At 62.3% G+C, this 12,111-nt stretch carries 11 protein-coding genes; 5 read left to right on the top strand and 6 right to left on the bottom strand.

Annotated features, from left to right (window positions below; all coding sequences use genetic code 11):
• Positions 1 to 68: 68 nt before the first annotated feature.
• Positions 69 to 1,769 (top strand): urease subunit alpha, encoded by a 1,701-nt coding sequence (gene ureC, locus J7E36_RS04445; protein ID WP_215000268.1) that lies wholly within the window; start codon positions 69 to 71, stop codon positions 1,767 to 1,769.
• Between the two features lie 116 nt (positions 1,770 to 1,885).
• Here ureC and J7E36_RS04440 read toward each other — a convergent pair whose 3' ends face one another.
• The gene (locus J7E36_RS04440; RefSeq protein ID WP_215000266.1) at positions 1,886 to 2,185 is read right to left on the bottom strand and encodes a chaperone modulator CbpM; all 300 of its coding nucleotides are present in this window, start codon (positions 2,183 to 2,185) and stop codon (positions 1,886 to 1,888) included.
• A 129-nt stretch (positions 2,186 to 2,314) separates the two neighbouring features.
• Positions 2,315 to 3,253 carry a DnaJ C-terminal domain-containing protein gene (locus J7E36_RS04435; RefSeq protein WP_215000264.1) on the bottom strand — a complete coding sequence of 313 codons (939 nt, stop codon included), beginning with the start codon at positions 3,251 to 3,253 and terminating at the stop codon, positions 2,315 to 2,317.
• A gap of 214 nt (positions 3,254 to 3,467) precedes the next feature.
• Here J7E36_RS04435 and J7E36_RS04430 point away from each other — a divergent pair, with 214 nt between their 5' ends.
• The gene (locus J7E36_RS04430) at positions 3,468 to 4,742 is read left to right on the top strand and encodes an Hsp70 family protein (protein WP_215000256.1); all 1,275 of its coding nucleotides are present in this window, start codon (positions 3,468 to 3,470) and stop codon (positions 4,740 to 4,742) included.
• Positions 4,743 to 4,877: 135 nt separating this feature from the next.
• On the opposite strand, the gene J7E36_RS04425 is transcribed toward J7E36_RS04430, so the two are convergent.
• The 3 genes from J7E36_RS04425 to J7E36_RS04415 form a co-directional block, all read right to left on the bottom strand.
• A complete protein-coding gene (locus tag J7E36_RS04425; protein WP_215000254.1) occupies positions 4,878 to 5,891 on the bottom strand; it encodes an AI-2E family transporter in 1,014 nt (337 codons plus the stop codon).
• A gap of 221 nt (positions 5,892 to 6,112) precedes the next feature.
• The gene (locus J7E36_RS04420; RefSeq protein ID WP_215000252.1) at positions 6,113 to 6,409 is read right to left on the bottom strand and encodes a PsiF family protein; all 297 of its coding nucleotides are present in this window, start codon (positions 6,407 to 6,409) and stop codon (positions 6,113 to 6,115) included.
• A gap of 62 nt (positions 6,410 to 6,471) precedes the next feature.
• Positions 6,472 to 7,362: an esterase/lipase family protein gene (locus J7E36_RS04415; RefSeq protein ID WP_215000250.1), complete on the bottom strand. Its 891-nt coding sequence runs from the start codon at positions 7,360 to 7,362 to the stop codon at positions 6,472 to 6,474.
• 191 nt (positions 7,363 to 7,553) lie between these two features.
• Here J7E36_RS04415 and J7E36_RS04410 point away from each other — a divergent pair, with 191 nt between their 5' ends.
• A complete protein-coding gene (locus tag J7E36_RS04410) occupies positions 7,554 to 8,084 on the top strand; it encodes a ferritin-like domain-containing protein (RefSeq protein ID WP_215000248.1) in 531 nt (176 codons plus the stop codon).
• Positions 8,085 to 8,179: 95 nt separating this feature from the next.
• On the opposite strand, the gene J7E36_RS04405 is transcribed toward J7E36_RS04410, so the two are convergent.
• Positions 8,180 to 10,255 carry an AsmA family protein gene (locus tag J7E36_RS04405; protein WP_215000246.1) on the bottom strand — a complete coding sequence of 692 codons (2,076 nt, stop codon included), beginning with the start codon at positions 10,253 to 10,255 and terminating at the stop codon, positions 8,180 to 8,182.
• Between the two features lie 385 nt (positions 10,256 to 10,640).
• Between J7E36_RS04405 and J7E36_RS04400 the strand changes: the two genes are divergently transcribed.
• Positions 10,641 to 11,066 (top strand): hypothetical protein, encoded by a 426-nt coding sequence (locus tag J7E36_RS04400; protein ID WP_215000244.1) that lies wholly within the window; start codon positions 10,641 to 10,643, stop codon positions 11,064 to 11,066.
• A gap of 155 nt (positions 11,067 to 11,221) precedes the next feature.
• Positions 11,222 to 11,854, top strand: a complete 633-nt coding sequence (locus J7E36_RS04395) for a TetR family transcriptional regulator (RefSeq protein ID WP_215000272.1) — start codon at positions 11,222 to 11,224, stop codon at positions 11,852 to 11,854.
• Positions 11,855 to 12,111 lie beyond the last annotated feature (257 nt).

Here is a 12,111-nt window from a genome sequence, read left to right as displayed (position 1 = left end):
CCACAAGCGGACGCAGAGCGTCCACGGCGGCATTCCCACGCAGAGCGTGGGAACGATCAGGAAAGCACATGAAAATCTCGAGACAAGCTTACGCCGACATGTTCGGCCCCACCGTCGGCGACAAGGTCCGCCTGGCCGACACCGAGTTGTGGATCGAAGTGGAAAAGGATTTCACCACCTACGGCGAAGAAGTGAAGTTCGGCGGCGGCAAGGTGATTCGCGATGGCATGGGCCAGAGCCAACTGCTGGCCGCCGACGTGGTCGATACGCTGATCACCAATGCGCTGATCATCGATCATTGGGGTATCGTCAAGGCCGATGTCGGCCTCAAGGACGGGCGCATCGCGGCCATCGGCAAGGCCGGTAACCCGGACATCCAGCCCGATGTGACCATCGCCATCGGCGCCAGCACCGAAGTGATCGCGGGCGAAGGCATGATCCTCACGGCGGGCGGCATCGATACCCACATCCACTTCATCTGCCCGCAGCAGATCGAAGAAGCGTTGATGAGCGGCGTCACCAGCATGATCGGTGGCGGCACCGGCCCGGCCACCGGCACCAACGCCACCACCTGCACCTCCGGCCCGTGGCACCTGGCGCGCATGCTCCAGGCCGCCGACGCGTTCCCGATGAACATGGGTTTCACCGGCAAGGGCAACGCCAGCCTGCCGGAGCCGCTGGTCGAACAGGTCAAGGCCGGGGCCATCGGCTTGAAGCTGCACGAAGACTGGGGCACCACGCCGGCCGCCATCGACAACTGCCTGAGCGTGGCCGACCAGTACGACGTGCAGGTGGCGATCCACACCGACACGCTGAACGAGTCGGGCTTCGTCGAAACCACCCTGGCCGCGTTCAAGGGCCGCACCATCCACACCTACCACACCGAAGGCGCCGGCGGCGGTCACGCGCCGGACATCATCAAGGCCTGCGGCTTCCCCAACGTGTTGCCCAGCTCCACCAACCCGACCCGGCCGTTCACCCGCAACACCATCGACGAACACCTGGACATGCTGATGGTCTGCCATCACCTGGACCCGAGCATCGCCGAAGACGTGGCGTTCGCCGAGAGCCGCATCCGCCGCGAGACCATCGCCGCCGAAGACATCCTTCACGACCTCGGCGCGTTCTCGATGATCAGCTCCGACAGCCAGGCCATGGGCCGGGTCGGCGAGGTGATCACCCGCACCTGGCAGACCGCCGACAAGATGAAGAAGCAACGCGGCGCCCTGCCCGGCGATGGCGCAGGCAACGACAACTTCCGCGTCAAGCGCTACATCGCCAAGTACACCATCAACCCGGCCATCACCCATGGCATCAGCCATGAAGTGGGCTCCATCGAAGTGGGCAAGTGGGCCGACCTGGTGCTGTGGCGCCCGGCGTTCTTCGGGGTCAAGCCGACGCTGATTCTCAAGGGCGGGGCAATTGCCGCCAGCCTGATGGGCGACGCCAACGCCTCGATCCCGACGCCGCAACCGGTGCACTACCGACCGATGTTCGCAAGCTTTGGCGGCTCGCGTCACGCCACCAGCCTGACGTTCCTCAGCCAGGCCGCCGTCGAAGCGGGGCTGCCGGAGCAGCTGGGTTTGAAGAAGAAAATTGCCGTGGTCAAGGGTTGCCGCGATGTGCAGAAGACCGACCTGATCCACAACGATTACCTGCCAAGCATCGACGTTGATCCGCAGACCTACCAGGTCAAGGCGGATGGGGTGTTGCTGTGGTGCGAACCGGCTGATGTGCTGCCAATGGCGCAGCGGTATTTTCTGTTTTGAGACGCTGTGGGAGCAAAGCTTGCTCGCGATACAGGCGACTCAGCCCCTGAGGCACCGAGTTGCATTCATCGCGGGCAAGCCTTGCTCCCACAGCGTGCATCGCCCATTGATTCGTTTCACTCCACCAGCCGTCCCAACCGCTGCTTGAGCATGCGGTTTTCGCTGCGCAGGTGCTGCACTTCTTCGAGCAGGTCCAGCGCCAGGGCGACGCCTTCCCACTCCAGCTCCAACTCGCGGCGCAGCTTGTCTGCGCGCCGGGCCAGGACCAGTTCGTAATCGGTAAAACGCCAGTCCGTCGGCGCCGCGCCATGGGGTTCGAGGATGCCATGGGCGACGATTTCGATCACATGGACATCCTGCAACGCGGCGGCTTCGCAGAACTCCGTCAGGGTCAGTTCAATGATCGGGTTGTTCATCAGCGGCTTCTCCCAATACGGTAACTGTCGAGTCTAGACCTGTGGGAGCAAAGCTTGCTGGCGATAGGCGCGCCTCAATGCCTGGGGACCGAGCGCCTTCATCACAGGCAAGCCTTGCTCCTGCAGCCGTCAGAAATTCTCCCGCGGATCGAACGCGGCTTTCTTCGCCAGCTCCGCCCACAGCGCCTTGACCGCCTCGTCGCTGGCCTTGGGCATCACGGCCTTGAGCTGCACGAACAGGTAACCGCGCTCGCCGGCCTTGTTGCGCAGGCCGTGGCCCTTGGCGCGCATGCGCTGGCCGTTCTGGCTGCCGGCCGGGACCTTGAGGTTGATCTTGCCGGTGAGCGTCGGTACCGCCACTTCGGTGCCCAGCGCCAGCTCCCACGGTGCCAGGGGCAAGGTGATGATCAGGTCCTGGCCCTCGACGTCGAACTTGGGGTGCGGGGCGAAACGAATGGTCAGGTACAAATCGCCATTGGCGCCGCCACCGATGCCCGGGGCGCCCTGGCCCTTGAGGCGGATGCGCTCGCCGTCGGTCACGCCCAGCGGAATCTTCACGTTCAGGCTCTTGCTGGTGTTGCTCACGTGCTGGCCGGCCGCGTTGTACTGCGGCACCTGGAAGGTGACCTTTTTCGACTCGGCCGACAGGGTTTCCTCCAGGAAGATCGGTAATTCCATTTCCACGTCCTGCCCTCGACGGCCGGCGCTGCGACCTGATTGTCCGCCGCCAAACCCTGGCCCGCGATTACCGAAAATCGAACTGAAGAAGTCCGAGAAATCCCCAGTGTCCTGGCCGCCAAAACCGCCACGGCTCTGCCAGCCCGGAGGGCCCTGGAACGGTTGACCGTGCTGGCCGTAGCGGCGCAGGTCGTCGTACTCCGCGCGCTTGTCGGCGCTTTTCAGCGCCTCATAGGCTTCGGAGACATCCTTGAACTTGGTCTCGGCGTCCTTTTCCTTGCTCACATCCGGGTGGTATTTGCGCGCCAGCTTGCGGTAGGCGGCCTTGATCGCGGCATCGTCGGCCGTCGGCTCCACACCCAGAATCTTGTAATAGTCTTTGAAGTCCATCTAAGCAATCCGTATCGATGTCGCGCCTGGACGACCGTTCCAAAGATTGGGACCGGGCGGCGGCGCAGAAGTTTATCGGCTCATGCCAGCAAGTTTGGGGGCATTGCGCTGTCTTTCAAGGTCAACGTTTGCAAATAAGCGGATAACCGGCCTTCGAATCCGCGTCGCGCTGACATACACTGCGCGGCCGTTTTTTAGCTGGAACCGCAACGACATGAAAAACGCATCCCCGGCCCGTGCCTGCGGCATCGACTTCGGCACGTCCAACTCCACCGTCGGCTGGCTGCGCCCCGGCATGGAAACGTTGATCGCGCTGGAGGACGACAAGATCACCCTGCCGTCGGTGGTCTTTTTCAATCTCGAGGAACGCCGCCCGGTGTACGGCCGCCTGGCCTTGCACGAATACCTGGAAGGCTACGAAGGCCGGTTGATGCGCTCGCTCAAGAGCCTGCTGGGCTCCAAGCTGATCAAGCACGACACCAGCGTGCTGGGCACCGCGATGCCGTTCAAGGACCTGCTGGGGCTGTTCATCGGCCAACTGAAGCTGCGCGCCGAAGCCGCCGCCGGTCGGGAATTCGAAGAAGTGGTGCTGGGACGTCCGGTGTTTTTCGTCGACGACGATGAGCTGGCCGACCAGGAAGCCGAGAACACCCTGGCCGACGTCGCCCGCGCCATCGGCTTCAAGGACGTCTCATTCCAGTACGAGCCCATCGCGGCCGCCTTCGACTATGAATCGACCATCGAGAAAGAAGAGCTGGTGCTGATCGTCGACATCGGCGGCGGTACGTCGGACTTCTCCCTGGTGCGCCTGTCACCGGAGCGGCGCGCCCATGACAACCGTCACGCTGACATCCTCGCGACCGGCGGTGTGCACATCGGCGGCACCGACTTCGACAAGCAGCTGAGTCTGCAGGGCCTGATGCCGTTGTTCGGCTACGGCAGCCGGATGAAGAGCGGCGCCTACATGCCCACCAGCCACCACATGAACCTGGCGACCTGGCACACCATCAACGCGGTGTACGCACAGAAATCCACCCTGGCCCTGAACAGCATGCGCTACGACATCGAAGACACCGGCGGCATCGACCGGCTGTTCAAGCTGATCGAACAGCGCGCCGGCCACTGGCTAGCCATGGAAGTGGAAGAAACCAAGATCCACCTGACCCATACGGACCAGCGCCATGTGGCCCTGGACCGGATCGAGCCGGGCCTGAGCGTGGACCTGAGCCGGGCGCTGTTCGAGTCGGCCATCGACGGCTTGCTGGGACGGGTCCGCGCCAGCGTCACGCAGCTGCTGGGCGATGCCAACGTCGGCGTCGATCAGGTCGATACGGTGTTCTTCACCGGCGGTTCCAGCGGCATCCCGGCGCTGCGCAACAGCGTCTCGGCAATGCTGCCCCAGGCCAAGCATGTCGAAGGCAACATTTTCGGCAGCATTGGCAGCGGGTTGGCGATCGAGGCGATGAAGCGGTATGGGACCGAGGTCTGATCCGAGTTCAGCGGCGCCTTGATCGCGAGCAGGCTCGCTCCCACATTTGAATCGCATTCTTTCTGGAAAAACTCGGTCAACTGTGGGAGCGAGCCTGCTCGCGATGGCGCCAGATCAGGCACTACACCCCTTGGCTCAAACCATCCCGATCTGCCGCAACTCACTCTTGAGGTACGCATAGTAAATCGGCCCCGCCACCACCCCCGGCAGGCCGAAGGCTGCTTCGAACACCAGCATGGCCATGAGCAGTTCCCAGGATTTTGCGCTGATCTGCCCGCCGACGATCCGGGCGTTGAGGAAGTATTCGAGCTTGTGGATCACGATCAGGTAGCCCAGCGCCGCCACGGCAACCCAGATCGACAGCGACAGGCCGACGATGGTGATCAGGGTGTTGGAGAGCAGGTTGCCGATGACCGGCAGCAGCCCCAACAGGAACGTCATCACGATCAGGGTCTTGGTCAGCGGTAGCTTGATGCCGAACAGCGGCAGGATAACGGCCAGAAAGATCGCGGTGAAGAAGGTGTTGAGCAGGGAAATCTTGATCTGGGCGAAGACGATATTGCGAAACGCCTTGACCAGCAGGTTCAGGCGATCGAACAGCGCGGCGGCCAGGGGTTTGCGCTTGGTCAGGTCGGGGATGCGCTGCAAGGCGACGATGGCCCCCAGGACCATGCCGATCAGCAGCGTCACGAACATATGAGCCGCATCCTTGCCCACCAGTTGCAGCTCGCTCAGGTGCTTGCTCATCCAGTCACCGATCGCTACCCGGAACTCGGCGGCGCTGGCTGGCAGGTAGGCGTCGATGAACGGCGGCAGCTGCCCACGGGCGCGATCGACCACCCCCATGAATTTGTCCAGCGACGCACCCGGGTTTTCCGCTTCGTGCAACAGGAAGCTGATGGCCCCGGCGAAAATCAGTGACAGTACGCTGACCACCAGCGTGCCCAGCAAGGCCACCGCCAGCCAGCGGGCACGCCGGCCCTCGATCAGTCGTTGCAACTGCGGGGTGAGCATGTTGACCAACTCGAACACCAGCAACCCGGCCAGCAGGCTCGGCAACAGGCGCAGCGGCAGTACCAGCAGCAACCCGCCAAAAATGATCACCCAACTGATCACCAACAACACATGACGCTGAGAAAACGTTGGCATACAGCCTCAGAACAAAACGGCGTGAAAGGACCGGCAGTCTGCCAGCCTTCCGCTGACAGCACTAGGGATTGTATCGGCCGACTTTGGTCGGGGTTCAGGGGATTTTGCAGCGCCTGTGAGGGCCCCATCGCGAGCAGGCTCGCTCCCACAGGGATTTGCATTGTCAGGTCCATTGTGGGAGCGAGCCTGCTCGCGATGGGGCCCTCACAGGCACCTGGCCCTTACTTGTTCTTCAGGCAATTGCTCATGAACGCTTTGCGCTCGTCGCCCTTGAGCGTCTTGGCGGTCGCGTCGGCGTTGCAGGTTTTCATGCGTTCCTGCGGCGTTCCCCCCCGTACTTCAGGCGGCTTGGTCCTCAGGCAGGTGCTCATGAACGCCTTGCGCTCGTCCCCCTTGAGCGCCTTGGCAGTGGCGTCGGCGTTGCAGGTGGTCATCTTGGTCTGTTGCGCCGTGGCGGCGAAACCCTGGGCGCACAGCAGCAAACCGATCATCAACAAAGGAACACGCAGCATCTTCATGACGTCCTCTCCAAAATGCCGCACGACCGTGACGGCGATGCACCCAGTGTAGACAATGCAGCCTAAACGCCCGCTGCTTTCAAGCGCTCTGCGTGTTCGACAAACAAGCGGATCGGCTCGGCGCCCTTGCCCACCAGCCCCAGTGATTGGTTGACGATGTCGAAGTGATCCAGTGGATAGTCATCGCCGATCACCGTGCCCAGGTGCGAGCTGTAGCGTCCGACCATGCCGTCGCATTGGCCGGCCTCGCGCACGAAGGTGCGGGCAAACAGCCGACAGCTTCGATTCGTGCCATCGAACAGGTTGCGGCCCTTGTCGGTCCTGCCCGGTTGCAGGGTCCCGGACCAGGAGTAATAACGCACGCCATTGACCTCTTCCGGCCCGTGTCCGCCCCAGGTTTGGGGCAATCCCTGTGGGTAGCGCTGATTGAACAGCGCTACCCCCGCCGTGGTGAGGGAGGCATGGGAAGCCTCCAGGTCTACCGGCAGTTTCGGTCCGCGATAACCGGTGTCCAGCCGGCTCATCAGGGCATTGACCAGGCGCAGCAAAGCGCTCAGCACCCGGCCCTTGGCGCTGTCGGCCGGATAGTGGGCTTGCAGGTAATCGGCCAGCTCGGAACCGTGGTTGGGACCGGCCACCGACGTCACCGAGGCCACCAGGTCCGGGCGTTTGGCGGCAGCGTAGCGGGCCGTGAGGCTGCCCTGGCTATGACCGATCAGATTGACCTTCTGCGCACCGGTCTGGCGCAGGATGTCCTCGATCCGGGCGAGCAACTGCTCGCCGCGCACCTCGGATGAATGCAGTGGCGAGACCTTCACCGCAAACACCACGGCCCCACCCCGGCGCAACGCCGAAACGATCCCATACCAATACGGATACAACACCAGACGAATGAAACCGAGCATCCCCGGAACCAGTACCAGCGGGTAACGCGTGTTGCAGCGTTGCGACATGGGCGGACATCCTTGTGAAGCAGTGAATGGGCTAAGGGCCAGTCTGGATCCCCTTCATGACACCCTCGCCGTCATTGTAGGCAATGGGACATTGCATAAAACTTTTCGCCTCGTTCGTCACTCCCACCCTAGGAAGCGATCACGTCCCGAGAGCGTGACGCCCCAACCGGATCAGCCTCCAGGAGAACGAGATGAACGACATGCACTTGACCGATGTAACCACCCTGCGCGAACGGGCGCGGCAGAACGTGCAGAACGGCGCAGTGACCGAGGGCTACAGCGCCGACCGGGAGGAGGTCATCCGCCTGCTCAATGAAGCGCTGGCCACTGAACTGGTGTGCGTGCTGCGCTACAAGCGCCACTACTACATGGCGACCGGCCTCAAGGCCAGCACGGCGGCCAGTGAGTTTCTCGAGCATGCGAACCAGGAGTCCGAGCACGCCGACAAACTGGCCGAGCGTATCGTGCAGTTGGGCGGTGAGCCGGAGTTCAACCCCGACCTGTTGACCCGCAACTCCCACGCCCAATACGTGGCGGGCAATACCCTCAAGGAAATGGTCTACGAGGACCTGGTGGCCGAACGGATCGCCATCGACAGCTATCGGGAAATCATCCAGTACATTGGCGAAAAAGACCCGACCACCCGGCGCATTTTCGAAGACATCCTGGCCCAGGAGGAAGAGCACGCCGACGACATGGCCGATATCCTGGCCGATCTGTAAAACCGTATCGCGAGCAGGCTCGCTCCCACACTTGATAGCCTGTGGGAGCGAGCCTGCTCGCGATGAGGCCGGCAGCCTCACCACAAATCCATGAGCTACCGCGTCGGCTTCACCGTCACCGGCGCCTTGCCCGCCTTCATCTGCTCCAGCAGTGGCGCGCACTGGTTAGGCTCTCCCCCGCTGGGTGCAACCAGCGCCAGCAAGCCGGCCGCCGGTGCGGCGATCACACCCAGCGCCACCATCCCGGCCCCGCGCAGCATCAGCGGAACGGCCTTGACGCCGGCGGCGGGTTTGGCGAAGGAGCCGCGCACATACAGCGGCGAACGCAGGGAAATCAGTCGCCAGCCCTTGGACTCCGGGGTGACGGTCAGGTCGAGCTTTTCCGTGGCCATGTTCGCCGTGCCATCGACGTAGATGATCGCGTTCTCGGTGTCGAACACAAACAGGCGAGTGGTCGCCAGCCCGGTCTTGATGTCGAAGTCCGCCGCCGCGCAGTTGATCTTCACCTCCTTGTCACCAAAGATTTTTCCGACCACGTAGTTGCCGACGTTCAGCCCCGCCAGCTCCATCAATTCACGACTGATGGCGCCGTCGTTGATGAGCATTTTCAGCGTGCCGCTGGAGGTGCCCAGCAACGCCGCGACCGAGTTGCCGCGCCCGGAGAGATCGGCATCGCCGTTGAGTTCACCGAAGCTGGTTTTCATCGGCTCGAAACCGGGAAACAGCTGCTTGAGCTTGAAGCCCCGCGCCGTCAGCTTCGCCTGGCCTTCAAGGGGCTGGGTGTGGCCGTTGAGGCGGATCTGCGCATCAAGCCGGCCACCGGCCACGCCGAAGCGCAGTGGCTCAAGGCTCAATTGGCCATCGTTGAGCACCAGGTGGGTGTAAAGGTCGGTAAAGGGCAATTGCTCGCTGTGGACAATGCGCTTGCCGGTGAACTCCACATCGGCGTCCATCGCACTCCAGCGTTCGGTGCGAAACGCTTCGACCGGCAAGACCTTGTCGGTCGGCTGTTTGCTGGCTCCGCCCCGGGTTTTCTGCTCGGTGTTGGAGTCAGCGCCGATCAGCGGCGCCAGGTCGCTGAACAGCATCTGATTGGAGACCAGCGCGCCGCTGAGTTTCGGCCGCGGCTGGCTGGCGACGTAGGCGAGGCTGCCATGGATATCGCTGTCACCGATCTTGCCGTTGAAGTCGTCATAGCGAAACAACGCTCCACCCGGTTCGTGGAGCTTGGCAATCAGGCGGCCATCGGTGGCGTAGGGCGGCGAGTCCGGCAGGGTCACGCCGGTCAATGGATAGAGATGGGCCAGGCTGCTGCCGGCCAGCTTCAGACGCAGATCGAGGGCGCCCAGGTTCATCGGATCGGTGAGCGTGCCGGCCAGTTCGATGCGGGTATCGGCGATTTTCGCCTGGGCCTGCAACGGGAAAGGTCGCGAGGCGTCCTGCAACGCCAACAGGCCACCTACCTTGCCGGAGCCGGTAAGGTTCTGTCCGTGGTATTGCCCGTCGACCTTGAAGGCAAAGGCATAATCCTGCGGCGCCGCGCCCTTCTCCTGGACCTTTTTGGCGGCCTTGTCGCCGACGATATCGCTGAACGGGATGGGTTTGCCCAACGGGTCGATCAACAGGTCAAGACGAGTCTTGAGGGTCTGGTCGTCGAGGGTGACATGGCCCTTGTCGAAGCCGATGGCGCCAATGTTCACCGCCCAACTGGACGGCTCCGCCTGCGGGTCCTTGGGGTCGAACTGGAAGGTCCAGTTGGCGCGTCCATCGGCCAGGCGTTGCAGATTGGCGTCGGGTTCAGTCAGGTCGATGCGCGGGATCACCACCCGCCGGCCCAGCAGCGCCAAGGGCGAAATACGCAACTCAACGCGCTTGAGCGTGGCCATCTGCGGGGTTTTCGACCAGTCCGGGTTACCCAGGCTCACGTCCTCGGCCACGACATGGGGCCACGGCAGCCAGGCTCGCCAACCGCCTTGCTCCGACTCGCGCTGCCACACCACCGCCAGGTTGCCGTTGATGGCAAACGGGCGATGCAGTTCCTCGGACACCTTGGCGTTGAGCGTAGGTTTGATCCGGTTCCAATCGAAGAACACGATGACCAACACCAGCACGGCCAGCAGGACAACAAGGCTGGCAAAGCCCCAGGCGAGGATTTTTGAGGTGCGCGTCATGCACAAGGCTCCTGATGACAAGTCGGCGCCTGGACTGCGACGCCTTAAAAAAAACGAGCCTGTAGCCGGCTCGTCATGAAAGGTCAGACTGGCAAAACGGCCGACAGGTTTACACCACGGGCGGTGACGGCACAAAAAAATCTCGAAATCCTGACCAATCCGCCAGCCACCTGTTACCGCGCCCGCACATTTGCGCGGCAACAATGGGTACAAAATACCCACTACGGTGCAAAACCGTACCTCGGAAAGGCCCGTGCTAGAGCCTTCGCCCGGAACAATCAATTCCGTTGATTATTACCATTGCGTTTATGAACTTTTATATCGACTTATCGAGAGTAGCATTGCCCTCGTACCCACTTTATCGCCCTCCCAAGGAGCAATGATCATGAAACGCCAATTACTGATGAGCCTATCCCTTTCACTGCTGGCCTCGACTGCTTTTGCAATGCCAGCGTCCGAACAAGCCACGCCGCAAGTCAAGGACAGTCATTCCGTGTACACCCAGACTGTCGCTGAAGGTGGCCGTGATCGCCTGGAAGAGAAAGGCCTGGTTCAAGATGGTTCCGACCGTACCCCACAAGGCCAGGCCCTGGCAGCCGATGGTTCCGAACGCACCCCACAAGGCCAGGCCCTGGCAGCTGATGGTTCCGAACGCACGCCACAAGGCCAGACCCTGGCAGCCGATGGTTCCGAGCGCACGCCACAAGGCCAGACCCTGGCAGCCGATGGTTCCGAGCGCACGCCACAAGGCCAGACCCTCGCCGAAGGCGGCGGTGACCGCGTAATCGACCGCAACAGCGCTGTGAGCTGAGCCCATGGCGGCCATGAAAAAGCCCGATTCCTGTAGTCGGGCTTTTGACTTTTAAAGCATCTGGTTTCCCGCGTGATTCCCCCCTACCGTTCGACGCCGGCAAAGCCGATTTGCTAAAGTGCATCGCTCCCGTGAATCAGAAGTCAGCCCTTGCGATGCTGCCCCGCGCCGAACAGAAACAACAGACTCGAATGGCCCTGATGGAGGCTGCCCGTCATCTGATGGAGTGCGGCCGGGGATTCGGCAGCCTGAGCCTGCGCGAAGTCGCCAGGACGGCGGGGATCGTCCCCACCGGGTTCTATCGGCATTTCGACGACATGGATCAACTGGGCCTGGCGCTGGTCTGCGAAGTTGGCCAGACCTTTCGCGAAACCATCCGCCTGGTGCGCCACAACGAATTCGTCATGGGCGGCATCATCGATGCGTCGGTGCGGATCTTCCTCGACGTGGTGCAAGCCAACCGATCCCAGTTCCTGTTCCTCGCCCGCGAGCAATACGGCGGCTCACTGCCAGTGCGCCAAGCCATTGCGCGGCTGCGCGAAGACATCAGCTCGGACCTGGCCGCCGACCTGGTGTTGATGCCCAAGCTGCAACACCTGGACCTCGCCGCGCTGAGCGTGATGGCCGATCTTATCGTCAAGAGCGTGTTCGCCACCCTGCCGGACATCATCGATCCGCCCCTCCAGGCGCCACCCGAACACCTCACGCCCCAGGGGAAGATCACCCAGCAATTGCGGTTTATCTTCATCGGCCTGAAACATTGGCAGGGGCTGGGCAGTACCGAATAACCGCCAACCCTCGACCTTTATAGAGATTCAATGTGGGAGCGAGCCTGCTCGCGAAAGCGGTGTATCAGTGAAATCAATATGGGCTGACCCGACGCCTTCGCGAGCAGGCTCGCTCCCACAGAACCTCACCAAGCTACAAAATAGTGCACCCCCTTACACGGCGCACCAATTCGGTTCGATATATCTCTAGCGTTGAACCGTCAGCCCGGCATCCCGCAGCTATTTCCTACATCCCTTTCAATTGGCAAGCCCCTTGC

The sequence above is a fragment of the Pseudomonas fluorescens genome, assembly GCF_018614775.1.
In the GTDB taxonomy this organism is placed as follows: Bacteria; Pseudomonadota; Gammaproteobacteria; order Pseudomonadales; family Pseudomonadaceae; genus Aquipseudomonas; species Aquipseudomonas fluorescens_BY.
Note: the sequence above shows the minus strand (reverse complement) of the source record. Positions and strands in the feature narration are given on the sequence as shown.